At 64.6% G+C, this 22,675-nt stretch carries 24 protein-coding genes, 1 tRNA gene and 1 pseudogene; 20 read left to right on the top strand and 6 right to left on the bottom strand.

Translation table 11 applies throughout. The features are described from left to right. Positions 1 to 18: 18 nt before the first annotated feature. The 4 genes from QA635_RS03745 to QA635_RS03730 are packed head-to-tail and all read left to right on the top strand — an operon-like array spanning position 19 to position 2,702. Positions 19 to 471 (top strand): MarR family winged helix-turn-helix transcriptional regulator, encoded by a 453-nt coding sequence (locus QA635_RS03745; RefSeq protein WP_057018938.1) that lies wholly within the window; start codon positions 19 to 21, stop codon positions 469 to 471. 41 nt (positions 472 to 512) lie between these two features. Then, positions 513 to 1,127, top strand: coding sequence for an isochorismatase family protein (locus QA635_RS03740; RefSeq protein ID WP_283067008.1), 615 nt, complete (start codon positions 513 to 515; stop codon positions 1,125 to 1,127). Next, positions 1,114 to 1,443, top strand: a complete 330-nt coding sequence (locus QA635_RS03735) for a hypothetical protein (RefSeq protein ID WP_283067006.1) — start codon at positions 1,114 to 1,116, stop codon at positions 1,441 to 1,443. The genes QA635_RS03740 and QA635_RS03735 overlap by 14 nt, the downstream gene beginning before the upstream one ends. After that, on the top strand, positions 1,440 to 2,702 hold the full coding sequence (locus QA635_RS03730; protein ID WP_283067004.1) for an MFS transporter: 1,263 nt from the start codon (positions 1,440 to 1,442) through the stop codon (positions 2,700 to 2,702). Before QA635_RS03735 ends, QA635_RS03730 begins: the two co-directional genes overlap by 4 nt. A gap of 68 nt (positions 2,703 to 2,770) precedes the next feature. Here the strand turns inward: QA635_RS03730 and QA635_RS03725 are convergent, their stop codons facing one another. After that, positions 2,771 to 2,947 carry an MJ0042-type zinc finger domain-containing protein gene (locus QA635_RS03725; protein ID WP_253606281.1) on the bottom strand — a complete coding sequence of 59 codons (177 nt, stop codon included), beginning with the start codon at positions 2,945 to 2,947 and terminating at the stop codon, positions 2,771 to 2,773. 392 nt (positions 2,948 to 3,339) lie between these two features. Between QA635_RS03725 and QA635_RS03720 the strand changes: the two genes are divergently transcribed. The 6 genes from QA635_RS03720 to QA635_RS03695 all read left to right on the top strand — a co-directional run bounded on the left by QA635_RS03720 (position 3,340) and on the right by QA635_RS03695 (position 10,885). Beyond that, the gene (locus QA635_RS03720; protein WP_176936742.1) at positions 3,340 to 4,047 is read left to right on the top strand and encodes a TetR/AcrR family transcriptional regulator; all 708 of its coding nucleotides are present in this window, start codon (positions 3,340 to 3,342) and stop codon (positions 4,045 to 4,047) included. A gap of 20 nt (positions 4,048 to 4,067) precedes the next feature. Then, positions 4,068 to 5,039, top strand: coding sequence for an ABC transporter permease (locus QA635_RS03715; protein ID WP_283067001.1), 972 nt, complete (start codon positions 4,068 to 4,070; stop codon positions 5,037 to 5,039). A gap of 42 nt (positions 5,040 to 5,081) precedes the next feature. Continuing rightward, on the top strand, positions 5,082 to 6,098 hold the full coding sequence (locus QA635_RS03710) for a sugar ABC transporter substrate-binding protein (RefSeq protein WP_028340412.1): 1,017 nt from the start codon (positions 5,082 to 5,084) through the stop codon (positions 6,096 to 6,098). A gap of 76 nt (positions 6,099 to 6,174) precedes the next feature. After that, a complete protein-coding gene (locus QA635_RS03705) occupies positions 6,175 to 8,298 on the top strand; it encodes an ABC transporter permease (RefSeq protein ID WP_253606279.1) in 2,124 nt (707 codons plus the stop codon). Further along, on the top strand, positions 8,295 to 9,392 hold the full coding sequence (locus QA635_RS03700; protein WP_283066999.1) for an SMP-30/gluconolactonase/LRE family protein: 1,098 nt from the start codon (positions 8,295 to 8,297) through the stop codon (positions 9,390 to 9,392). The genes QA635_RS03705 and QA635_RS03700 overlap by 4 nt, the downstream gene beginning before the upstream one ends. Next, a complete protein-coding gene (locus QA635_RS03695) occupies positions 9,389 to 10,885 on the top strand; it encodes a sugar ABC transporter ATP-binding protein (protein WP_283066998.1) in 1,497 nt (498 codons plus the stop codon). The genes QA635_RS03700 and QA635_RS03695 overlap by 4 nt, the downstream gene beginning before the upstream one ends. Positions 10,886 to 11,001: 116 nt before the next feature. Here the strand turns inward: QA635_RS03695 and QA635_RS03690 are convergent, their stop codons facing one another. The 3 genes from QA635_RS03690 to QA635_RS03680 are packed head-to-tail and all read right to left on the bottom strand — an operon-like array spanning position 11,002 to position 12,510. After that, the gene (locus tag QA635_RS03690) at positions 11,002 to 11,376 is read right to left on the bottom strand and encodes a hypothetical protein (protein ID WP_283066996.1); all 375 of its coding nucleotides are present in this window, start codon (positions 11,374 to 11,376) and stop codon (positions 11,002 to 11,004) included. A 50-nt stretch (positions 11,377 to 11,426) separates the two neighbouring features. Beyond that, on the bottom strand, positions 11,427 to 11,714 hold the full coding sequence (locus QA635_RS03685; RefSeq protein WP_225161514.1) for a DUF5658 family protein: 288 nt from the start codon (positions 11,712 to 11,714) through the stop codon (positions 11,427 to 11,429). Beyond that, positions 11,701 to 12,510, bottom strand: a complete 810-nt coding sequence (locus QA635_RS03680; RefSeq protein WP_225161513.1) for a sterol desaturase family protein — start codon at positions 12,508 to 12,510, stop codon at positions 11,701 to 11,703. The genes QA635_RS03685 and QA635_RS03680 overlap by 14 nt, the downstream gene beginning before the upstream one ends. Positions 12,511 to 12,735: 225 nt before the next feature. Here QA635_RS03680 and QA635_RS03675 point away from each other — a divergent pair. Continuing rightward, positions 12,736 to 13,086, top strand: a pseudogene (locus tag QA635_RS03675) (recombinase family protein); the annotation flags it as partial. 202 nt (positions 13,087 to 13,288) lie between these two features. Continuing rightward, the gene (locus QA635_RS03670) at positions 13,289 to 13,810 is read left to right on the top strand and encodes a methyltransferase family protein (protein ID WP_225161512.1); all 522 of its coding nucleotides are present in this window, start codon (positions 13,289 to 13,291) and stop codon (positions 13,808 to 13,810) included. A gap of 48 nt (positions 13,811 to 13,858) precedes the next feature. Here the strand turns inward: QA635_RS03670 and QA635_RS03665 are convergent. Together QA635_RS03665 and QA635_RS03660 are read right to left on the bottom strand one after the other, a co-directional pair. Then, positions 13,859 to 13,935: transfer RNA gene (locus QA635_RS03665), tRNA-Arg, on the bottom strand. Between the two features lie 152 nt (positions 13,936 to 14,087). Beyond that, positions 14,088 to 15,566 (bottom strand): sensor histidine kinase, encoded by a 1,479-nt coding sequence (locus QA635_RS03660; RefSeq protein WP_057018967.1) that lies wholly within the window; start codon positions 15,564 to 15,566, stop codon positions 14,088 to 14,090. A 365-nt stretch (positions 15,567 to 15,931) separates the two neighbouring features. Between QA635_RS03660 and rpmH the strand changes: the two genes are divergently transcribed. The 8 genes from rpmH (at position 15,932) to QA635_RS03620 (ending at position 22,566) form a co-directional block, all read left to right on the top strand. Next, the gene (rpmH, locus tag QA635_RS03655) at positions 15,932 to 16,066 is read left to right on the top strand and encodes a 50S ribosomal protein L34 (RefSeq protein WP_008542748.1); all 135 of its coding nucleotides are present in this window, start codon (positions 15,932 to 15,934) and stop codon (positions 16,064 to 16,066) included. Between the two features lie 32 nt (positions 16,067 to 16,098). Beyond that, a complete protein-coding gene (gene rnpA, locus QA635_RS03650; RefSeq protein ID WP_057018968.1) occupies positions 16,099 to 16,509 on the top strand; it encodes a ribonuclease P protein component in 411 nt (136 codons plus the stop codon). Positions 16,510 to 16,512: 3 nt separating this feature from the next. Next, positions 16,513 to 18,384 carry a membrane protein insertase YidC gene (yidC, locus tag QA635_RS03645; RefSeq protein ID WP_283066991.1) on the top strand — a complete coding sequence of 624 codons (1,872 nt, stop codon included), beginning with the start codon at positions 16,513 to 16,515 and terminating at the stop codon, positions 18,382 to 18,384. Between the two features lie 113 nt (positions 18,385 to 18,497). Then, a complete protein-coding gene (yihA, locus tag QA635_RS03640) occupies positions 18,498 to 19,151 on the top strand; it encodes a ribosome biogenesis GTP-binding protein YihA/YsxC (RefSeq protein ID WP_283066989.1) in 654 nt (217 codons plus the stop codon). Next, on the top strand, positions 19,148 to 19,516 hold the full coding sequence (locus QA635_RS03635; RefSeq protein WP_283066987.1) for a DUF423 domain-containing protein: 369 nt from the start codon (positions 19,148 to 19,150) through the stop codon (positions 19,514 to 19,516). The genes yihA and QA635_RS03635 overlap by 4 nt, the downstream gene beginning before the upstream one ends. 224 nt (positions 19,517 to 19,740) lie before the next feature. Further along, positions 19,741 to 20,634 carry an acetylglutamate kinase gene (argB, locus tag QA635_RS03630; protein WP_016848093.1) on the top strand — a complete coding sequence of 298 codons (894 nt, stop codon included), beginning with the start codon at positions 19,741 to 19,743 and terminating at the stop codon, positions 20,632 to 20,634. 59 nt (positions 20,635 to 20,693) lie between these two features. Further along, positions 20,694 to 21,680: a DUF1036 domain-containing protein gene (locus QA635_RS03625; protein ID WP_283071466.1), complete on the top strand. Its 987-nt coding sequence runs from the start codon at positions 20,694 to 20,696 to the stop codon at positions 21,678 to 21,680. Between the two features lie 190 nt (positions 21,681 to 21,870). Beyond that, positions 21,871 to 22,566, top strand: a complete 696-nt coding sequence (locus tag QA635_RS03620; RefSeq protein ID WP_283066984.1) for a pyrimidine 5'-nucleotidase — start codon at positions 21,871 to 21,873, stop codon at positions 22,564 to 22,566. The last annotated feature ends 109 nt before the right edge of the window (positions 22,567 to 22,675 follow it).

Below are 22,675 nucleotides of genomic sequence, written 5' to 3'. Positions count from 1 at the left end.
TATGCTATCCGATCCGGCATGAGCAATGTACCGGCCCGCCCCGGCTCGGCGCGCACATCCGCGCTGGCCGAAGATCTTCGCCTGTTGATTGGAAGGCTGAAGCGGCGGCTTCGCGAGCAGGGTCAGCGCGAGGACCTCCCGCCTTCCCAGGTCGCGGTGCTGCTTCGCCTCGAAAAGGACGGCCCTGCGACCGTGTCCAGCCTGGCGCGATCGGAGGGCATGCGTCCGCAGTCGATGAGCTCGGCGATATCGGCGCTCGAGGCTGCGGGCTTGGTCCGCGGCGCGCCGGATCCGGACGACGGCCGGCAGACCATCATGTCGCTCACCGATAGCTGCCGCGAGCGGCTGCGCACCGGACGCGCCGCACGGCAGGACTGGCTGTCGCGCACCATCGCCGCGCGGCTGTCGGCGCGGGAGCAGGACGAACTCGCCGCCGCCGTCGGCTTGCTGAAGCGGCTGGTCGAGGATTGAGGCCGGCTGCGCCGCGACAGCTTGCGAGAAAGGTAACGACCATGGCCCTGACGACGCTCGATCCGATCACCGCATTGATCGTCATCGATCTACAAAGCGGCCTCATGGGCTGGCCCTTCGCCCATCCGATCGGCGACATCGTGGCTCGCGCCGCCGCGCTTGGCGCTGCGTTCCGACTGCACGGTCTGCCGGTCGCGCTGGTCAATGTCGACGGCAGCTCGCCGGGACGAACCGAGCAGGCGCCGCGCCATGGAAATCTAATTGGAAATCCAATTGGAAATCCATTTGGCGGCCCGCTTCCCGACGGATGGACCGACCTCATTCCGGAGCTCGACCGACAGCCCGGCGACATCGTCGTGACCAAGCGAACGCGAGGCGCATTTGCCAGCACCGACCTCGAAAGCCTGCTGAGAGCGCATGGCGTCACGCAAGTCGTGATCGCCGGCGTCGCCACCGCCGGCGGCGTCGAATCGACGGCGAGACAGGCCTATGAAGCGGGCTTCAACGTCACGCTCGCGATCGACGCCATGACCGATGCGCGGCCGCACGCGCATGCCTACAGCATCGAGCACGTGTTCCCGCGACTCGGCGAAACCGGCTCGACGCAGGCGATCATCGATCTCGTTGAAAGGACCAACGCGCATGAACTGGCTTGATCTTGTCGCCTATTTCTTCGGCGGCGCCTTTCTCACCAATGCGATCCCCCACGTCGTCGCCGGCATGATGGGCGAAGCGTTCCAGAGCCCGTTCGCCAAGCCGCCCGGCGAAGGCCTGTCCTCGTCGACCGTCAACATCGTGTGGGGCTTCTTCAACCTCGCGGCCGGATATCTCTTGGTCTGCCGCGTCGGCGACTTCGGCTTGCGAACCACCAGCGACGTCGCAGCGCTCGGGCTCGGCGGTCTTCTGATTGGCCTGTTCCTGGCGCGGCGGTTCGGGCGGTTTCACGGCGGGAATGAACCTCAGAGAACATGAGACGCGTATTTCGATCGCTCGCGAGCTTCAACTACCGGGTCTGGGCGGCCGGCGCGCTGGTGTCCAACATCGGCACCTGGATGCAGCGCGCGGCGCAGGACTGGCTGGTTCTCACCCAGCTGACAAATCACAGCGCGTCCGCCGTCGGCATCGTGATGGCGCTGCAATTCGGGCCACAACTATTATTGATGCCGTGGACCGGCTTTGCCGCCGATCATTTCAACCAGCGCAAGCTGCTGATGGCGACCCAGGCGACGATGGGCGCGCTGGCACTCATCCTCGGCATTCTCACCGTCACCGGGCTGGTGCAGCTCTGGCACGTCTACACCTTCGCGTTCCTGTTCGGCTGCGCGGCGGCGCTCGATGCCCCGGTGCGGCAGACCTTCGTCGCCGAGCTGGTCAGCGATACCAATCTGTCGAATGCGATCGCGCTGAACTCGACCTCGTTCAACGCCGCGCGCATGATCGGCCCGGCCGTCGCCGGCCTCATCATCGCCTCCGTCGGCACCGGCTGGGCATTCCTGTTCAACGGCGCATCGTTCCTGGCGGTGCTGACCTCGCTGACCCTGCTGCGCACCTCCGAGTTGCGCCCGAACGCGCGCGCCCATCGCACCAAGGGCAGCGTGATGCAGGGCTTCCACTATGTCTGGTCGCGGCCCGATCTTAGGGCGACGCTGATCATGCTGTTTCTGATCGGGACCTTCGGACTGAACTTTCCGATCTTCATCTCCACCATGGCGGTTGGCGTGTTCCACACCGATGCGCGCGGCTTCGGCCTGCTGTCGTCGATAATGGCGCTCGGAACGATGTCGGGCGCGCTGCTTGCCGCGAGCCGTGAGGAGCCGCGCTTCGGCTCGCTGATGCTGGGCGCCGCGATCTTCGGGCTGGGCTGCACGCTCGCCGCATTGGCGCCGAGCTATTGGCTGTTCGCCGCGGCGCTGGTCGTGATCGGCGTCGCCGCGCTGACCGTCACCAACACCTCGAACGCGCTGATGCAGCTCTCGACTGAGCCCGCGATGCGCGGACGGGTGATGGCGCTGCGGCTCGGCGTTGCGCTCGGCGGCACGCCGATCGGCGCACCGATCGTCGGCTGGGTCGCCGATCACCTCGGCCCGCGCTGGGCACTCGGCGTCGGTGCCGCCGCCGGCTTTGCCGCAGCGATGGTAGCGATCGGTATGCTGTCCCGATCGGGCGGCGAAGCCGAGCGCCGCAGCCAGGAGGCGCGAAGGAGCGAGGTCAACCTGCCGCAGCAGCGTTGAGCATGGCGCCACCGACCGGCGCTGCTACCCTGTGTTTGAGCACGTGTCCTTCACGCGAACCGAAAACGCTAGTAGGCGTAGGACGTCTTGCCCGGCTGCACGGTCAGCCGAAAGGCGACATCGGTCGAACCATCCATCAGCTCGATGATGTGGTCGCACACCAGGCAGCGAAACTCACCCGCGGCGCCGCCTTTCGACGTCAGTTCGATCCGGCGATAGCCGGCCTGGCAATGGGGGCACGTCACGTCAGATTTTCGCATCGAATCAGCAAGCCGTTGCGCTCTTGAGTTTCCCACACGCCCATGATCGAAAATGTGACGGCCGTCTAACCGGCGTGCTGGTCGACCAGTGCACCGGGAATTTGTGCTGTGCTTTCAGCGAGAAAAGTTCCCGACGATGGCCAGAGCGCCGCCGCGCCCAGGCTCGGCAACACGGCCGCGGACCAAAAAACGAGCGAGCGCTCTCTCAGAAAATTTCATCATCCCCCTTTTCCGGGCGCCGTTTCGTGGGCTAGGAATTACGCAAGGGCGTAAAGCCCGGCCCGGACCAGCAACAAAATGAAATGGTCCGGGAGCATAGCCAGGGAGGCAACGTGGGTCTCGCGCGTCAGCGACCGGGGACGGCGAATGCGTTCGCGATGGACGTGCTTTGCGCACGCATCCTCGAACGTCATCGGGATTCCATCCGGGTCCAGAAAACCCATCTCGCCGTTCCGAATCTCACGCGCATCATCGGCGCCACGCTCACGCTTTCCAACAAGCACGGCTTTCACGCCACCACGCTGCGCCAGCTCGCGGAGGCCTCCGGCCTCAGCATGGGCGGCCTCTACACCTACTTCGACAGCAAGCCGACGTTGCTGTCGATGATCCTCGGCGAGGTCGCCGAAACGGTGGCGGAGGTCCTCAACTCGCCGCCCGCCGACGTGAAGCAGGATGCGCGCAAGCATCTGCACTGGATTATCGCGACCCATGTCCGCATGAGCGAGGCGATGCAGCCCTGGTTCGTGTTCTGCTTCATGGAAGCGAAGTCGTTTCCGCCGGCGGAGCGCCAGCGCGCCATCGAGATGGAGGTGATGACCGAGAAGATCATCGCCGGCGTCCTCAAGCAGGGCGTCGCCAGCGGTGTCTTCGCGATCGACCAGGTCACGCTGACGGCCTCGCTGATCAAGCCGCTGCTGCAGGACTGGTACGTCAAACGCGCCAAGTACCGCAGACGCGGCACCTCGATCGAGGCCTACATCAACACCGTCGGCGCATTCGTCGACGCCGCGGTCGCAGCCAGGACGCGGCCCGGCCGCGTCGCGACCGGCTCTCGCACCAGATCCAGGCAGACGGCGCACCTATAGACGCAAGGAAGGACGAGGCAATGAGGCGATTGCGGTTCAATCAACAGGAGATCGTCTTCGCCGTCTTTGCCGTGCTGTTCCTGGCGTTCTCGATCTTCCTGCGCGGCTTCCTGACGCCGGAGAACATGCTGACGCTGCTGCAGAACGTCGCGGTGCTCGGCATCCTCGGGCTTGCGATGGCGATCGTCGTGATCGGGCGCGGCATCGACATCTCCCTGATCGCAGCCCTCGCGGTGCCGCCGGGGCTCGTGCTGCAGATGGTGCAGAACGGCCACTCGCTGCCGGCCGCGCTCGCGACGGCCGTGCTGCTCACGATCGCGTTCGGTCTGGTCAATGGCTGGCTGATCGCCTATGCCGAGGTTCCTTCGCTGTTTGCGACGCTGGCGACCGGCCTGCTGCTCGCCGGCCTCGGGCAGGCCGCGCTGTTTCAGCTCGACGTCGTGCAGTGGAGCGACGGCATGAAGGGCTTCGAGCGGCTCGGACAAGGCACCATCCTCGGCATTCCGACCTCGATCGTGATGTTCGCGATCGCCTGCGTCGTGGTCGCGTTCCTGCTGCGCCAGACGCGCTGGGGCGCCTATATCTACGCGATCGGCGATAATCCCTACGCCGCCCGCGTCACCGGCATCCCCTCGCGCCCGATCATCGTGCTGCAATACGTCGTCGCGGCGCTGATCGGCTGCTTCGCGGGCCTCGTGATGGCGGCATCGGTCAACTCGATGCCGACCCGCATCTTCAATTCGACCCTGATCTACGACGTCATCCTCGTCGTCGTGCTCGGCGGCATCGGCCTGTCGGGCGGCCGCGGCGGCGTGCTCAACGTCATCATCGGCACGCTGCTGATCGGCACCATGCTGAACGGCATGACCATCATGGACATTTCCTACGCCGGACAGAATCTCGTCAAGGGTGTCGTCCTGCTGCTCGCCGTCATCACGGATTCATTCCTGAATCCGCGCAACGAAGAAACGGCACAGCAGGGCGACATCTGAACCAAGCCACAAGAACATTCAATCACGACCAAGGAGGAAGCAATGAAGTACGCTGTCAGGACTGCAAAGGTGATCGCCGCAGCGCTCGGGCTTGCCGCCATCGCCGCCCCGGCTCTGGCCCAGCAGGGGCTGGACGAGCCGTTCCAGAAGCCGTTCAGGGAAGCCCTCGCCGGCAAGACGGTGGCCTACGTTCCGGTCGCCATGAACTTCGACCTCACCGAAGGCTGGTACGCCGGCATGAAGAAGGAGCTCGAGCCCTTCGGCGTGAAGTTCGAGATCCGCGATCCCAACTGGAACACCAATGCCGGCGCGCAGGCGGTGACCTCGCTGATCTCGGAGAAGCCGGCCGTGATGGTGATCCACAATCCGGACGTGCAGACCTACGCCAAGTTGCTGCAGCGTGCCGAGAACGAAGGCATCTACGTCATCCAGATCAACATGGGGTCGGCCTATCGCTCGTCGGCCTTTGTCGGCGCCAACTGGATCGAGATCGGCGAGCGGGACACCGAAGCCGTGGTGAAGGCCTGCCAAGGCAAGTCGAACAAGATCGCCATCGTGCAGGGCGCGCTCTCGGCGGCCGCCAGCGCCTACACGCTCAAGGGCGTCGAGAACGTGCTCGCCAAGCATCCGGAGATCAAGGTGGTCTCGAGCCAGGCGGCCGACTGGGATGCCGCGAAGGCCAAGGCGATCACCCAGACCGTGCTGAAGCAGAATCCTGATCTTTGCGGCATCGTCGGCTTCTGGGACGGCATGGACATCGGCACCGCCGCCGCGGTGAAGGAAGCCGGCCTGACCGGCAAGGTGTTCGTCGCGACCTCCGGCGGCGGCGAGCGCAAGGGCGCTTGCGAACTGGTGAAGTCCGGCGCGTTCGATCTCAACATGAGCTACGACGTGCCGACCCAGGCCGCGCAGATGGCCGGCACGATCAAATGGCTGCTGTCGTCGGGCGCCAAGGCCGGCTCGATCAAGGGTTCGGAATACACGACGCTGATTCCGATCACCAAGGAGAACGCGGACAGCCAGACCGCGTGCTGGAATCTGAGTGACCTGAAAAAATAGTCCGGCCATTCCCGCTCGACGTCCCGGGCCGCCTCGCCCGGGACGTCGATCTTCCCAAATCGAACGCCTTGCTGGAATGCCGATGCGCGACACCCTGACGAGCCTGCGTTACCGCTACTGGCCGGATCATCTCCTCGGCGAGATCCTGTCCAAACGTTGGACCGAGACCGCAATTCCGGTGATCCTGCTTTTGATCGTCGGCTTCGCGCTCAGCCGTTCCATCGATCACTTCCTGTCGCCGTCGAGCCTTGCCGACACCGCGCGGCAGGCCGGCGAAATCGGCTTCATCGGCCTCGGCATGGCGCTGGTCGTCATCGTCGGCGGCATCGATCTGTCGGTCGGCTCGATCTTCGCGCTGACGGATTTCTGCGCGCTCTATCTGCTCGACGTGCTGAACTGGCCGGTTCCCGCGGTAGTGGTCGCCACCCTCGCCTGCGGTGCACTGCTCGGCGCCGTCAACGGCGTGCTGATCGGCTACTTAAGGCTGCGCGCCTTCATCACCACGCTGATCACCCTGATCATCTACCGCTCGGCGTTCGATCTCTTGATCCAACGCTACTCCAATTCGATCGCCGCGGCCTTCCCCGACATCCCGTCCTGGAATTTCATCGGCGGCGGCGACGTGTTCGGCATTCCGAGCGTCGCCTTGGTCTACATCGCGATCGCGATCTTCGGCCACATCTTCATGACCCGGCTGCGCCCGGGCTGGCACATCACCGCGATCGGCGGCTCGCGCCGCTCGGCCTATAATTCCGGCATCCCGGTCCGGCGCACCATCGCGCTGTGCTATGTCGCAAGCGGCGTGCTGACCAGCATCGCAGCGCTGTTCTTCGCGGCCCGGCTCGGCACCGTCGGCGGCGACATCGGCGTCGGCCTCGAGGTGATCGTGCTGACCGCGACCGTGCTGGGCGGCATCACGCTCGGCGGCGGCAAGGGCTCGGTCGCAAAATCGCTGGTCGGCGTGCTGATCGTGCTCTTGATCACCAACGGCCTGACCACGCTCAATGCGCGGGGCGGCATCAACCGCATGGCGCTGGCGGGCATCCTGCTGGTCGCAGCGATGGTCGACATCCGCTGGCAGAAGAACCGCACCCGCATCATCAGCAAGGTCTATGTCGCGCCGACCTATCATGCGCTGCCGCCGCCGCCGGCCACCGAGATCGGCCAGGGTGGCCCGTTCGAGCAGAACGACAAGCTGCGTGACGTCGAATTGATCGGCCTCGGCCGCATCGAGGCGCCGGAGGACGTGATCCTCGATCGCAACAACAATCTCTACGCCGGCTCGCGCCATGGCGACATCATCCGCTTCCATGCGCCCGATTATCAGCGGATGGAGGTGTTCGCCCATATCGGCGGTCAGCCGCTCGGCATGGCGTTCGACCGGCAAGACAATCTCTATGTCTGTATCGGCGGCATGGGCCTTTACCGCATCACGCCCGACGGCACCGTGGAGAAGGCGACCGACGAGACCAACCGCAGCATGCATTCGGTGAACGACGACAGCCGCCTGCGGCTGGCCGACGACCTCGACATCACCGACGACGGCCTGATCTTCTTCTCGGAAGCCACCGTGCGCTACGAGATGGACGAATGGCCGATCGACGGCCTCGAGGCGCGCGGCAACGGCCGCATCATCTGCTACGACACCAAGACCGGCGCCACGCATACGGCGCTGCGCGGCCTCAAATTCCCCAACGGCATCTGCGTCGCCAGCGATGGCCAGTCGATCCTGTTCGCCGAAACCTTCGGCTGCTCGATCAAGCGGCTGTGGTTCGCGGGGCCGAAGAAGGGTCAGGTCGAGGTGGTGATGGACAATCTGCCGGGCTACCCCGACAACATCAACCTCGCCTCCGACGGCAATTACTGGCTGGCGCTGGTCGGCATGCGCAGTCCCTCGCTCGACCTTGCCTGGAAGATGCCGGGCTTCCGCCGCCGCATGGCCAAGCGCGTCCCGGTCGATGAATGGCTGTTCCCGAACATCAACACCGGTTGCGTCGTCAAGTTCAACGAGCAGGGCAAGATCCTCGAATCGTTCTGGGACCTGCGCGGCGAGAACCATCCGATGATCACCTCGATGCGCGAGCATCGCGGCTATCTCTATCTCGGCGGCATCATGAACAACCGGATCGGCCGCTACAAGCTGGAGAACGCGGACCCGAACTTCGTACAGTATGACAAGCGCTGGGGGAAGCTGTCGTGATCGCGGCCGTCAGGGAATTCGCCAACCGCTTTCTCGGCCGTGGCGAGGCCACCATCACCGTGCCGTCGTTCGACGGCGCACTCAAGCCGAACCAGAAACTGGAATCTGCGACCACCCTGCTGGAATGCGAGACGGCCGAGGATCTCGCAACCGATGGCCGCAACCTCTATGTCGCCGACGGCCGGCGTCTGCTGCGCCTCGACGGCGGCGCGGCGACCGAGCTGCGCAGCTTCGAGCAGCCCATCTCGGCGCTCTGCGCGCTCACCGGCGGCGGCATCGCGGTCGCGCTCGGCGGCCGCGAGGTGCGGCTCTACGCCGATCCCTCGTCGGGCGAGCCGAGCGTGACGTTCAACGACGCCGTCTTCAACGCGATCAACGCGCTGACGCAGGCCGGCGACGGCACCCTGATCGCAACCGACGGCTCGGCGAGCTGCGGCATCGATGATTGGGCGCGCGACCTGATGGAGCTGAACCGGAGCGGCCGCGTGTTCCGGCTCGACCCCAGGGCCAGGTCGGTGCAGCCGCTGGCGTCGAAGCTCGGCTACGCCTTCGGCGCCTGTGCGCGCGGCGATGGCGTGCTGGTCAGCGAGAGCTGGCGGCATCGCCTCGTCCTCGTCTCGAACGGAAGGCCGCCGCAGGTCGTGCTCGGCCACCTGCCCGTCTATCCGTCGCGGCTGTCGAAGGCCGCGGGCGGCGGCTATTGGCTCACCGCATTCACCGCGCGCACCCAGCTGATCGAGTTCGTGCTGCGCGAGCCGGCCTACCGGCGCCGTATGATGGCCGAGATCGACCCGGCCTATTGGGTGGCGCCGCGACTGCGCTCGGGCTTCTCGTTCAAGGAGCCGATGCAGGGCGCCCACATCAAGACGATGGGCGTCATCAAGCCTTGGGCACCGCCGCGCTCCTATGGCCTCGTCATCCGGCTGACCGAGGACGGCAAGCCAAAGTATTCGCTGCACAGCCGGGTCGACGGCGTCAATCACGGCATCGTCGCCGCGATCGAGCTGGGCGGCGACCTTGTGCTGATCGCCAAGGGACCGGGCCGAGTGCTGAAACTGCCCCTCGCCGGGCTCGCCGAGGAGACAGGCTCATGAGCGACACCGTGTTGTCCCTGCGCAAGGCCACCAAGCTTTACGCCGGCGTCCCCGCCATCGAGGGCGTCGACTTCGATCTGCGCCGCGGCGAGATTCACGCGCTGGTCGGCGAGAACGGCGCCGGCAAGTCGACGCTGACCAAGGTGATGGCCGGCGTCGTGACCTTGACGTCCGGCGGCATGAGTGTCGATGGCGCGGAGGTCGCGCCGCGGACGCCGCTGGAGGCGCGCAATCTCGGCATCGCCATGGTGTTCCAGGAGAACAGCCTGGTGCCGACCATGACGGTCGCACAAAACCTGTTCCTCGGGCAGGAGAGATTCTACAACCGGCTGCGCGGCATCTACATCGCCGCCCAGCAGTTCCTGCAATCGCTGAATTTCGACGTGACGCCGACCGCGACCGTGAGCGGGCTCGGCGCCGCCAAGAAGCAGATGGTGGAGATCGCGCGCGCGGTCCTGCACAAGGCCAAGGTCATCATCTTCGACGAGCCGACCGCGTCGCTGACGCCGGAAGAGAAGAAATACTTCTTCGACCTGGTCCGTGATCTCAGGAAGCGCGGCGTCTCGATCATCTTCATCTCGCACGCGCTGGAAGAGGCTCTGCTGCTCGCCGACCGCATTACCGTGCTGCGCGACGGCAAGCATGTGATCACCGACGACGCCGCGAAATTCGACCGGGCGGCGATCGTGCAGGCGATGGTCGGGCGCGACCTCTCCAACACGCTGTATGGCGCGCGGAAGACCAGCGTCCGGCCGGCCGGTGCGCGCGTGCTCACGGTGCAGAACCTCAAGATGGCGCCGATGGTGAAGAACAATTCGCTGTCGGTGTTTGCCGGGCAGATCACCGGCGTGTTCGGCCTGGTCGGCGCGGGCCGCACCGAGACCTTCAAGATCGTCTCCGGCGTGTTGAAGCGCGACTTCTTCCACGGCGGCGAAATCATGCTGCACGACAAGCCGGTGCGCTACCGGGTTCCGGCGCCGGCGGTCAAGGCCGGCATCGCCTATGTGACCGAGGATCGCAAGGTCGAGGGCTTCTTCGAAACCGCCTCGATCGCCCGCAACATCTATCTCGGCCTGCTTTCGAAGTTTCCCGGGGGCCGCATGATGTTGTCGCGGCGCGAGACCAATTCGGTCGGCAAGACCTGGACCCAGCGCCTCAAGGTTCGCGCCATCGGCGACGAGGCCAAGGTGGTCGAGCTGTCAGGCGGCAACCAGCAGAAGGTGGTGATCGCCAAATCGCTGGTGCAGCAGCCCGAGCTGATCATCTTCGACGAACCGACCCGCGGTGTCGACGTCGGCGCCATCGTCGAGATCCACGAGCTGATCAACCAGCTCGCCGACGAGGGCAAGGCGGTGGTGGTGATCTCGTCCTATCTGCCCGAGATCATGGCGCTGTCCGACCGCATCCTGGTCTCGCGCCAGGGCAAGGTGGTCGAGGAATTCTCCGCTCTCGAAGCCACCGAGGAGAAGATCATGTACGCAGCGATTCATTGATCGCCGCAACGGACGTGCTTCACGGCCGGCTCGCCGCACGCAGCGCATTCGTGCAGGCCTCGCTCAAGCAGGTGCGGTGCGGGTAGCCGCCCGCCTGCTGCGATCCTGGTCGAACGCTATTTCGGTCCGACGGTTCCGGTCACCTTCAGTCTCGCCGATCTCACCCAACCCGAGACGTCGTTGCCCGTCCCCGGATTGAGATACATCACCGACGACCAGCCATCCCTGGTTTGCGCATACGCGATCAGTGCGTCATTCGGAATGACGAACACGCCGCGGATCGGACAGTGCAGATTCGGCGCCGAGTAGAATTGCAGCCGACCCGTGCCCGTCACCACATTGGCCAGCGGCGGCGACAGCATCGGGACGCGGCTGGTGCCGGTCTGCGGCTCCTTGCAGTTCGACGGCGTCTGCGCGTGCACGGTCGCCCCCGTAGCCCCCAGGATCAGGGCACAGCAGACCATGCAGGCGACAACGAACCTGTCCGACATCGCTGATCCTCCTGACGTCGCCGGTCGCGGCAACCGGCGAAGGGATTGATTCAGTTCGTGCCCGCGATGATGACGAGATTGTTCAGAACAGGCGTGGAGCAGAACGCGACGACGAGAGCGATGTTGTAAACGTTGTTGCTCCGCCAAAGCAGCCACGTGACCACGAACGTCAAGCCAAGCTTGGGTACCAGCCACCATACACCGAACCACGTTTGCGCCAGATGCATGAACGGGTTCAACTCACCCAATCCGAGACTCAGGATCACATTCGTCGACTCAAGGTCGGCGTAACCCAGCAGCAGCGCGAGGAGCACCAAAAGACCCTTAACCCAATTCATTCCGAGACTCCCGATGCCAGTAATGCCGAAGATGCCGGATTGGCCAGATCACACTATTGATGATGTCCACGCGCTCGGCAGGCACGAGGCCGGTTGCAGGATATTCGCCCGGCTTCGGTATCCAGGCCGTGCCGAACAGAATGTCGAGAAACGGAAAGCAGGCAGCGAAATTTTTGTCCCTGTGCTCGGGAAGGACCGAATGATGGATCCGGTGCCATTGCGGATTGTTGATCCATGTCACATACCGACCGAGCGGAATGCGGACGTTGAGATGAGCACACGCATCGGGCATGAAGAAGATAAATCCCACCGCGATCACCATGTCCGGCGGGATGCGGAACAGGATCGCCATGATCGGAAGAAAGGCGTCGGACAACACCCTCTCCAGCCAGAAATGCCGGCCGCCGGTAATGAACGTGACGCCGTTCGCGCTGTGATGGAAGGAGTGCATCGCCCATAGAAAGGGGATCGCATGTTGAAGGCGATGATACGTGTACTTGTAGAGATCGAATGCAACCACGATGATCGCGAGTGAGACGTACCACCAGTAACCGTCGGTCGGCAGCTTGATCCAACCGAGACCGGTATAGCTCGCAATTTTGCCCGCGGTGATCGCCGCGATCGGAGCGAGCATGGACGACAACCCGAGGCTCACGATCACCGCGAGCCAATCATCGCGAAACTCGGCGTAGGGAACGTCCGCAATCGGCCATCTTTTTTCCAGGATGCGACTGGTGTAGACGATGCCCAGAAACACGGCCGCATAAAATACGGCGTTTGCGATGTCACTCTGCATGAGGGATGACTCGCCGGCTCAAAAGGACAGACAATAAGAATAAAAACATTTCTGTGCCTATAAGCTAAAAAAGCTTATTTTTTCTCAACGCTCCGGCGGGGGCAAGCAGGGTTTTTACGGGGCGGCCCTCGCCTTCGGCCCGATTCTGGCCCGCGCGGGCGCATTTTTCCGGGCCGGCCCCCGATCCGGTGCGGCGACGGCTGAAGCGAACCCCGCGCCCGCCCGCAGGACACTGTGCGCACCGTGAAGGCGCGTGGTGCATCCCTGAGGGGCTATACAGAGCAACCCATCGACACCAGCACAGCAGCGGGCAAGTGCTTCCTGGACATGCTCGGTGTGTTCACCGAGTTCGAGACCAACCGCCGCAAAGAGCGGCAGCTTGAGAGTATCGCGGAGGCCGAGGCACGCGGGGTCTACCAAGGCCACAAAGCGTCCATCGACACCGCCAAAGTGAAGGCGCTCAAAGCTGAAGGCATGGAAGCGTCCGCTATCGCGAAGGCGCTCAAGATTGGCCGCGCGTCGGTTTACCGGGCTCTTACCCACAGCGCCCTCCAACTGCGACCACGGGCTGTGTGAGTGCAGTGGAACGCAATCGATCCAGAAGTGTCTGGGGATGTTCTACTGAAGACGAGCACGCATCAGCTGCCCGAACCAATGGGAACTTGCGTGAATGGCGCGCCATGGCCGATGAAGATGGGCACTACGTGTTCGCCGTGGCGCTATGATGCAACGGTTCAATTTTGCCGACCGCCTTGCGACAGGACGGGAAGGAGGTGCCATGCCGAAAACGATCGCGGTATTGGGCTCTGCCCTCTTCTTTGCGGTTGCGCCCAGCTCGGTGGCGGGGCTCGTTCCCTGGTGGATTACGCGTTGGGAGTTTCGGCCGCCCTTCTTCGATCTCGACGCGACGCGCGCCGTCGGGATCCTGTTGATCGTCGCCGGTCTACCCGGGCTTGTCGACTCGTTTGCACGCTTTGCGCTGCAAGGATTGGGCACGCCGGCGCCGATCGCACCGACGCAGAACCTCGTGGTGACGGGTCTCTATCGCTATGTGCGCAATCCTATTTACGTTGCCCTTGTCGCCGTCATTCTGGGCCAAGCGGTCTTGTTCGGCGACCAGCGCCTTCTTGGGTACGGTGTGTTGGTGTGGCTCGCCTTCCACGCGTTTGTCGTGGGGTACGAGGAGCCGGCGCTCGTTCGTATGTTCGGAACGGAGTACGAGGATTTCCGGGCCAACGTCCCGCGCTGGATTCCGCGGCTCACGCCCTGGCGAGCCGCACGACGCCGGAATCATTCGTGACGCGGGCGCCACCGCGGGAAGGGCGTGGTACCGTGCCCTGTCGTAAAATGGCGCGCCCGGAACGATTCGAACGTCCGACCCTCAGATTCGTAGTCTGATGCTCTATCCAGCTGAGCTACGGGCGCATTTTCGCGGGTGGGCTTGAGCCCTCATGGCTCCGGGAGCCCCGGAACGTCGCGAAAGAGCGCTCTAGCTACAGGCTCCGGGTCCGGTTGGCAAGGTCTGGAAACGTCAATTTCGGCTGCAGTTTTAGCCGCCCGGGAATACCGGAACGGCCTCAGGCCCTCGCCCGCTCGCTGCGGACCGACAGCAGTTCCACCGGACGATCCGGGATCGAAATCCGGAAGGTGGCGCCGATCGTGCCCTCGACCAGATGGATGTGGCCGCCGTGAGCCCGGATCAGCTCGGCGGCAATGGCAAGGCCGAGTCCGCTGCCGCCGGGGCGGCCGGAGGTCTGGAATGCCTCGAACAGATGCTCGCGCGCCTTGGTCGGAACGCCCGGACCGGTGTCGGAGACCTCAATGATCGCAACCGTCCCCTCGCGGCGGCCGGTGATGCGGATCTGCTGCGCGCCGCCGTCACCTGCGGGCCGGGTTTCCAACGCCTGCGCCGCGTTGCGCACCAGATTGAGCAGCACGCGGAAAAGCTGGTCCGGGTCGGCGTCGATGGTCAGGCCGCGCTCAATCGCGCTGATCCAGGTGATCGAGACATCGGTGGCGAGCCCGGCCGACTCCCGCACCTCGGCGACCGCGGGCTCCACCATGATGACGCGGCGATCAGGCGCCGCCTCCTGCGCGCGGCCATAAGACAGCGTCGACTGGCAGAAGGCGATGGCGCGCTCCAGCGAGCGCAACAATTTCGGCGCAAAGCGTTGCACCCGCGGGTCGGGCACGCTGGCGAGCTGGTCCGACAGCAATTGCGAGGACGCCAGCAGATTGCGCAAATCGTGGTTGATCTTGGAGACGGCGAGCCCAAGCGCGGCAAGCCGGCTCTTCTGATGCAACATCGAGACGAGGTCGCGCTGCATGTCCGACAGCTCGCGCTCGGCAACGCCGATCTCATCGCCGCGCTGGCTCGGCACGATGATTCGCGCCGAACTCTCCGGATTCTCATGGAAGCCGACCAGGCTCGCGGTCAGCCGCCGCATCGGGCGCACGAACAAATAATGCAGCGCCAGATAGACCAGACCGGCGGTCAGGCCGGCAATCAACAGCGCGACGACCAGGACGTTGCGCGAAAAGCGGTACATCGCCTGCCGCAGCGGCTTCTCGTCGATCACGACCTCGATGAATTGCGCCTGGCCCGGCGCGGGTCCGACCACGCGGATGGTCTGGTCGCCATGCTCCAGCATGATCTCGAAGGCATCGACGATCGCCGACCACACCGTCATGGTCCGCATGTCGACGTCATGGTCGATCGCCGCCGGCAGATCGGCGCTGGCGAGCAGCCGGCGCTGCTGTCCCAATTTGATGGCGACCGCACGGGCGCCGATGCTGGTCAGGATCTGCCGCGCCAGCGAATCCGGCACCAGGCCGGACGGCGCGGCATCGAGCACCAGCGCCGCGGTATTGGCGGCGGCCAGGCGGTCATTGAGCCGGTTCATCCGGAAGTTGGCGATGGCCGGGACGTAGATCAGGAGCCCGGCGATCATCACCAGGGGAATCGTCAGCAGCAAAAGCTTGCCCGACAGCCCGAGCCGGGGGGACGGCTTGGGCCGCTGCTTCTGCGCGGTCGCCTGATCGTCAGTTAGAGCCACAAGATAAGGCCTTGTTTGGCTTAGGGGTCAGAAGATGCGGCCCGGCCCCCAAGCCGGTCAAATTACGGATCGCTAATGTGGACGGTTCCCCGAACGCCCCAAAGCGTCTCCATACCGTCAAATACCCCGCGAAATCAGATATATTCGCCCCAATTACGACGTTTCGAAGAAGCCTTTTTGCGACGTCCTGTGACATTGACGAAAACAGGGCGCTCCCTTATAAGCCGCGCCAACTGTCCGCGATGGCCCGGTTCTTGACCCGGGGGCGGCTCTTTGGGGCCGTCAACGGCTCGTTTGGGCCCGCCAGCATCACCGGACTCCATCTCAATACAACGGCAAATTGCCCGGTCAGCGGAGAATTACCCGTGAAGCGGACTTATCAACCCAGCAAACTGGTGCGCAAGCGCCGTCACGGCTTCCGCGCCCGTCTCGCCACGGCCGGCGGCCGTAAGGTCCTCGCTGCGCGCCGCGCGCGTGGCCGCAAGCGCCTGAGCGCCTGAGCCCGGACGTCTCCTCTCCGGAGATACCCATTATGGATCGGCTGAGGCAGCGGGCGGATTTCCTCGCCGTTGCCAATGGCGCACGGGCGAATACCACAGCTTTTGTGCTGCAGGGCCGCCGCCGCGACGACCAGGGCCCGATCCGCGTCGGCTATACCGTCACCAAGAAGAACGGCACCGCGACCGAGCGCAACCGCATCCGCCGTCGGCTTCGCGAAGTGATGAGGCAGGTCGACGCCGTATTCATGCGGCCGCACCATGATTATGTGCTAGTGGGCCGTCGTGACGCGCTGACCCGCGACTTTGCGACCATGCTTGACGACCTGCGGTCGGCGCTGCGCCGCCTCGACCGGCCTGCGCCCAACACGGGTAATAACAAGACGGGTACCAACAAGGCGGGTAACAAGAGCGCGCCCAATCCGAATGGAATGACGAGACCCTAAGAGATGTCCGACAACCGCAACACGATCCTTGCCGTCATTCTGTCCGGCCTCGTCCTGATCGCCTGGCAATACTTCTACAATGTGCCGCAGATGGAGAAGCAGCGCGAAGCGCAGCGCCAGGCGGAGGTGCAGAAGCCGGCGCCGCAGGCGACCCCGGGCGCTACTCCTGGCGCCGCTCCGGGTACCTCGGCGACCCCCTCTCCGGCTCCCGGCGCGCCTGCGGCTGACGCTCCGGTCGCGAGCCGCGAGACGGTGCTTGCCTCCGGCCCGCGCATCAAGATCGAGACCCCGCGCGTCACCGGCAGCATCGCGCTGAAGGGTGCCCGGATCGACGACCTAGCGCTGGTTCAGTTCCGCGAGACGGTCGATCCGAAATCGCCGGCCGTCGTGCTGCTCTCGCCGTCGGGCACGGCCGAGCCTTATTATGCCGAGTTCCTGTGGCTGACCGCCAACGGCTCATCGGTGAAGACGCCGAACGCCGAAACCGTCTGGCAGCAGGAGGGATCGAACAGCCTGTCGCCGGGCACCCCGGTGATTCTGAAATACGAGAACGGCCAGGGCCTGACCTTCCGCCGCACCATCTCGATCGACGATCGCTACCTCTTCAGCATCAAGGACGAGGTCATCAATCAAGGCAGCGCGCCGGTGACGCTGTATCCGTTCGGGTTGATCTCGCGCGGCGGTAAGCCGCCGGTCTCCGGCTACGCGATTCTGCACGAAGGCCCGATCGGCTATCTCGGCGAACACGGCCTGCAGGAATTCAGCTACAAGAACATCGACGAGGCCAAGACCTCGACCGGCGGAAATTCGCGCGGCATCGTGTTCACGAAGGTCACCGACGGCTGGCTCGGCATCACCGACAAATACTGGGCCACGGCACTGCTGCCGGAGACCACCGCAACGCTCGAAAGCGCCCGCTTCACCACCGGCGACAAGCGCTACCAGACCGACTACATGCTCGGCGCGCAGACCATTCCGATCGGCGGCACCGGCGTTGCCAACGGGCGACTGTTCGCCGGCGCGAAGGAGGCCGCCACGGTCGGCCTCAACTTCCCGCTGGTCGGCTTCGGCGGCTACAACAAGCAGCTCGGCCTCAACCATTTCGATCTCCTGATCGACTGGGGCCATTTCTACTTCATCACCAAGCCGATGTTCCTGGCGCTCGACTGGTTCTATCGCCTGGTCGGCAATTTCGGCATCGCGATCCTCTTGGTGACCGTGATCGTGAAGCTGTTGTTCTTCCCGCTCGCCAACAAGTCCTACGCCTCGATGGCGAAGATGAAGTCGGTGCAGCCGCAGCTGCAGGCGCTGAAGGAACGTTATCCTGATGACCGCGTGAAGCAGCAGCAGGAGATGATGGAGATCTACAAGAAGGAGAAGATCAACCCGATCGCGGGCTGTCTTCCCGTCGCCTTGCAGATTCCGGTGTTCTTCTCGCTCTACAAGGTGCTGTTCATCACCATCGAAATGCGGCACGCGCCGTTCTTCGGCTGGATCAAGGACCTCTCGGCGCCCGATCCGACCAACCTGTTCACGCTGTTCGGCCTCATTCCGTTCGATCCGATCGCGTTGCTCGGACCGCATTTCGGCGCCTATCTGGTGATGGGCATCTGGCCGATCATCATGGGCATCACGATGTGGGTCCAGATGAAGCTCAATCCGGCGCCGCCGGATCCGACCCAGAAGATGATCTTCGACTGGATGCCGCTGATCTTCACCTTCATGCTGGCAGGCTTCCCGGCGGGTCTCGTGATCTACTGGGCCTGGAACAACCTGCTGTCGGTGCTGCAGCAGAGCTTCATCATGCGCAAGAATGGCGTGAAGGTGGAGCTGTTCGACAATCTGAAGTCGACGTTCGCCAAGAAGACGACCTAGGTAGCACCGTCATTGCGAGCGAAGCGAAGCAATCCACGCCTCAACACGAGGAGAAATGGATTGCTTCGTCGCTTCGCTCCTCGCAATGACGGAACGAGAGTGGGGCGCCGCGCATGAGCACCGAACCCGATGCGGCGCTGATCGAGCAAGGCCGAAAACTGTTCGCCGGCGACTGGCGCTTCATCTGGGCCTCACCCTCGATCGAGACGCTGCCGCCGATGGCCGGCCTCGAGGTCGCGTTTGCCGGCCGCTCCAATGTCGGCAAGTCGAGCCTGATCAACGCACTGACCGGCCGCAGCAACCTGGCGCGCACCTCGCACACGCCCGGCCGCACCCAGGAGCTGATCTTCTTCGAGGGGCCGGAGAAGGCGGGCTTCCGCCTGGTCGACATGCCCGGCTACGGCTACGCCTCGGCGCCCAAGACCAAGGTGGCGTCGTGGACGGCGCTGATCCACAAATTCCTGCTCGGGCGCGCGACACTGGCGCGGGTCTACGTGCTGATCGACGCGCGCCACGGCATCAAGGACGTCGATCTCGACGTGCTGAAGACGCTGGACAAGTCCGCGGTCAGCTATCAGGTCGTGCTGACCAAGGCCGATCAGGTGAAGGCCGGCGAACTCAAGACCGTCATCGCCGACACGACAGCAACACTCGCAAAGCATCCCGCCGCCTTCCCCGAAGTGCTGGTGACCTCGTCGCGCACCGGCGACGGCATGCCAGAGCTGCGTGCCGCCATGGTGCGCCTGATCGAGGAACGGCGCCGATGAGCGGCGCATCCCGCCTCCTGATCGGCCTTGCCGCCATCATGGGCGCCTGCGGCGTGATGCTGGCGGCGGCCGCGGCCCATTTGCCTGATGCCACGCGGCTGGCGGCGGCATCCTCGATGCTGCTGTTCCATGCACCCGCCGTAGTCGCGACCATCGCGGTCGCGGATCGCGCGATCATCCATGCGAAGGTCGCAGTCGTGGCGGCGGCCGGGTTCGTCATCGCGGCGTCATTGTTCGCGGGCGACCTCGTGCTGCGCCAATATGCCGGACATGGATTGTTTCCGATGGCGGCCCCGACCGGCGGAACGCTGTTGATCCTGAGCTGGCTGGCACTGGCGGTCGCGGCGGTGTGGCCGAAGCGGTGATGACCGCCATACTTCCTTCTCCCCTTGTGGGAGAAGGTGGCGCGGATGCAATCCGCGCCGGATGAGGGGTCTCTATCCGCGGAGACAGACCCCTCACCCGGCTTCGATGCCGTCGCATCGAAGCCACCCTCTCCCACAAGGGGAGAGGGTCAAGACCGCTTTGCGCCCTGCCCGCCAATCAGATAGAACCGCGCCACCCCTCCGCTGACGACGAGACCAGCCTCATGACCGACCAGCACATCAGCCCGCTCGATCAGGCCCGCATCCTGTCCGAGGCGCTGCCGCACATGCAGGAGTATGACGAGGAAACCATCGTCATCAAATATGGCGGCCATGCCATGGGCGCCGAGGACACCGCGAAGGCGTTCGCGCGCGACATCGTGCTGCTCGAGCAGACCGCGATCAATCCGGTGGTCGTGCATGGCGGTGGGCCGCAGATCGCGACCATGCTGAAGCGCCTCGGCATCCAGTCGGAATTCGCCGCGGGCCTGCGCATCACCGACGCCGCGACCATCGAAATCGTCGAGATGGTGCTGGCGGGCTCGGTCAACAAGCAGATCGTCGGCTACATCAACGAGGCGGGCGGCAAGGCCGTGGGCCTCTCCGGCAAGGACGGCAACATGGTGAAGGCGTCGAAGACGACGCGCACCATGGTCGATCCGGATTCCAACATCGAGAAGGCCATCGATCTCGGCTTCGTCGGCGACCCCGAAAAGGTCGACCTCACGCTGCTCAATCAGCTGATCGGCTATGAGCTGATCCCGGTGCTGGCGCCGCTGGCGACCTCGCAGGACGGCCAGACCCTGAACATCAACGCCGACACCTTCGCCGGCGCGATCGCGGGCGCGCTGAAGGCCAAGCGCCTGCTGCTGCTGACCGACGTGCCGGGCGTGCTCGACAAGTCCAAGAAGCTGATTCCGGACCTGTCGATCAAGGAAGCCCGCAAGCTGATCGCCGACGGCACGATTTCCGGCGGCATGATCCCGAAGGTCGAGACCTGCATCTACGCGCTCGAACAGGGCGTGCAGGGCGTCGTGATCATCGACGGCAAGACGCAGCACGCGGTGCTGCTCGAGCTCTTCACCAACCAGGGCACCGGCACGCTGATCCACAAGTAATGGCAGACGCGGGACACACGGCGAGGATTCCTCGCCGGTCGCTGCCGGCGCGGCTCGCGATGTCGCTGCCCGCCGCGCTGGTGTCGTTCCTGTTCTCGTCGGCGCCGGCGCATGCCGACCTCAAGCTCTGCAACCGCATGAGCTATGTGATCGAGGCCGCGATCGGCATCGACGACAAGGCCGCGACCGCGACACGCGGCTGGTTCCGCATCGATCCCGCGACCTGCCGGGTCGTGGTGCAGGGCGCGCTCACCGCCGACCGCGTGCTGCTCAATGCGCGGGCGCTTGGCGTCTATGGCGCTTCGCCGATCCCGCAGAACGGCACCGACACACTCTGCGTGGCGCAGGACAATTTCGTGATCGCCGCCGCGCGGCAATGCCGCTCCGGCCAGATGCCCGCGCAATTCACCCAGATCACGCCGACGAAGACCGACGACGGCCATCTGGTCGCCTATCTCGCCGAAGACAGCGAATACGACGACGAGCAGGCGCGCCTCGCCGGCATCCAGCGCCTGCTGGTGATCGCGGGCTACGATGCCGCGCCGATCGACGGCGTCGACGGGCCGAAGACCCAGAGTGCGCTGGCGGCCTTCCTGAAGAGCCGCGGGCTCGCCAGCGACATCGTGCAGTCGCCGAATTTCTTCGCCACCATGATCGATGCCGTGCAGAAGCCGACGGCATCGGGGCTAACCTGGTGCAACGACACGCAGCACAAGGTGATGGCCGCGGTCGCGACCGACGACGGCAAGGTGGTGACCAGCCGCGGCTGGTATCGCATCGACCCCGGCAAGTGCCTGCATCCCGACGTATCAGGCACGCCGAAGCAGATCTATTCGTTTGCCGAAGCGGTCGACAACGACAACCGGGCCATCCGCATCAAGGACAAGCCGCTGAACTGGGGCGGCGGGGTCCAGCTCTGCACCCGCGAAAGCAAGTTCGAGATCAACGAACAGGGCGACTGCAGCACCCGCGGCCTCGCCGCGCTCGGCTTCACCACCGTCGACATGACCAGCGGCGGCAAGACGCTGCGCTTTGCGATACCGTGATGAAGACAATGGCGCCGCAAACATCACTGTCGTCCTGGCGAAGGTCAGGACCCATAACCACAGGATTGCGTTTGGCGAAGAACGACGAGCACCGTGCCACATTGGTAGATTCCGCGGTATGGGTCCTGGCTTTCGCCAGGACGACGGCGGAGGGCGGAACGACGTTCACGCCGACAAGTGGAGAGCCACAATGAATACTCCCCGCAGCTTCAGCCATGTCGAGACCTGGGTGTTCGACCTCGACAACACGCTGTACCCGCATCACGTCAACCTGTGGCAGCAGGTCGATGCGCGGATCGGCGAGTTCGTCAGCAACTGGCTGAAGATATCGCCCGAGGAAGCACGGCGGCTGCAGAAGGACTATTACCTGCGCTACGGCACCACGATGCGCGGCATGATGACCGAGCACGGCGTGCAGGCCGACGACTATCTCGCTTATGTGCACAAGATCGACCACTCGCCGCTGCAACCCAATCCCGCGATGGGGGCTGCGATCGCCAGGCTGCCGGGACGCAAGCTGATCCTGACCAACGGCTCGGTCGACCATGTCGATGCGGTGCTGGACCGGCTCGGCATCGGCAACCATTTCGACGGCGTGTTCGACATCATCGCCGCCGATCTCGAGCCGAAGCCGGCGCCGCAGACCTACCAGAAGTTCCTCAGGCTCCACGACGTCGATCCGGCGAGGGCTGCGATGTTCGAGGACCTCGCGCGCAACCTGGTGGTGCCGCATGAGCTCGGCATGACCACCGTGCTGGTCGTGCCCGACGGCAGCCAGGAGGTGGTGCGCGAGACCTGGGAGCTCGAAGGCCGCGACGCCGCCCACGTCGACCATGTCACGGACGATCTCACCGGCTTCCTGCAGCGGCTGAACGGAAAGCCCTGACCTCTCCCCACGTCGTCCCGGCGAAAGCCGGGACCCATAACCACCAATCTGCGCCTTGCTACGCGCCGTGGCCGCAGCGTGCCGCAACACGGGCATTCGTGGTTATGGG

Source organism: Bradyrhizobium brasilense (assembly GCF_029714345.1).
Classification (GTDB): domain Bacteria; phylum Pseudomonadota; class Alphaproteobacteria; order Rhizobiales; family Xanthobacteraceae; genus Bradyrhizobium; species Bradyrhizobium australafricanum.
The sequence above is the reverse complement of the archived record's forward strand: the minus strand, read 5'-3'. Positions and strand labels throughout refer to the sequence as shown.

What these genes read in the sequence shown, in the direction of transcription:
- QA635_RS03635 (WP_283066987.1), top strand. Translation starts at nt 19,148, where the DNA reads ATGAGCGGCGCATCCCGCCTCCTGATCGGCCTTGCCGCCATCATGGGC.
- QA635_RS03730 (WP_283067004.1), top strand. Translation starts at nt 1,440, where the DNA reads ATGAGACGCGTATTTCGATCGCTCGCGAGCTTCAACTACCGGGTCTGG.
- QA635_RS03670 (WP_225161512.1), top strand. Translation starts at nt 13,289, where the DNA reads ATGCCGAAAACGATCGCGGTATTGGGCTCTGCCCTCTTCTTTGCGGTT.
- QA635_RS03625 (WP_283071466.1), top strand. Translation starts at nt 20,694, where the DNA reads ATGTCGCTGCCCGCCGCGCTGGTGTCGTTCCTGTTCTCGTCGGCGCCG.
- QA635_RS03710 (WP_028340412.1), top strand. Translation starts at nt 5,082, where the DNA reads ATGAAGTACGCTGTCAGGACTGCAAAGGTGATCGCCGCAGCGCTCGGG.
- QA635_RS03745 (WP_057018938.1), top strand. Translation starts at nt 19, where the DNA reads ATGAGCAATGTACCGGCCCGCCCCGGCTCGGCGCGCACATCCGCGCTG.
- QA635_RS03685 (WP_225161514.1), bottom strand. Translation starts at nt 11,714, where the DNA reads ATGAATTGGGTTAAGGGTCTTTTGGTGCTCCTCGCGCTGCTGCTGGGT.
- QA635_RS03715 (WP_283067001.1), top strand. Translation starts at nt 4,068, where the DNA reads ATGAGGCGATTGCGGTTCAATCAACAGGAGATCGTCTTCGCCGTCTTT.
- QA635_RS03620 (WP_283066984.1), top strand. Translation starts at nt 21,871, where the DNA reads ATGAATACTCCCCGCAGCTTCAGCCATGTCGAGACCTGGGTGTTCGAC.
- QA635_RS03680 (WP_225161513.1), bottom strand. Translation starts at nt 12,510, where the DNA reads ATGCAGAGTGACATCGCAAACGCCGTATTTTATGCGGCCGTGTTTCTG.
- QA635_RS03705 (WP_253606279.1), top strand. Translation starts at nt 6,175, where the DNA reads ATGCCGATGCGCGACACCCTGACGAGCCTGCGTTACCGCTACTGGCCG.
- QA635_RS03720 (WP_176936742.1), top strand. Translation starts at nt 3,340, where the DNA reads ATGGACGTGCTTTGCGCACGCATCCTCGAACGTCATCGGGATTCCATC.
- yidC (WP_283066991.1), top strand. Translation starts at nt 16,513, where the DNA reads ATGTCCGACAACCGCAACACGATCCTTGCCGTCATTCTGTCCGGCCTC.
- QA635_RS03735 (WP_283067006.1), top strand. Translation starts at nt 1,114, where the DNA reads ATGAACTGGCTTGATCTTGTCGCCTATTTCTTCGGCGGCGCCTTTCTC.
- yihA (WP_283066989.1), top strand. Translation starts at nt 18,498, where the DNA reads ATGAGCACCGAACCCGATGCGGCGCTGATCGAGCAAGGCCGAAAACTG.
- argB (WP_016848093.1), top strand. Translation starts at nt 19,741, where the DNA reads ATGACCGACCAGCACATCAGCCCGCTCGATCAGGCCCGCATCCTGTCC.
- QA635_RS03695 (WP_283066998.1), top strand. Translation starts at nt 9,389, where the DNA reads ATGAGCGACACCGTGTTGTCCCTGCGCAAGGCCACCAAGCTTTACGCC.
- QA635_RS03740 (WP_283067008.1), top strand. Translation starts at nt 513, where the DNA reads ATGGCCCTGACGACGCTCGATCCGATCACCGCATTGATCGTCATCGAT.
- rnpA (WP_057018968.1), top strand. Translation starts at nt 16,099, where the DNA reads ATGGATCGGCTGAGGCAGCGGGCGGATTTCCTCGCCGTTGCCAATGGC.
- QA635_RS03690 (WP_283066996.1), bottom strand. Translation starts at nt 11,376, where the DNA reads ATGTCGGACAGGTTCGTTGTCGCCTGCATGGTCTGCTGTGCCCTGATC.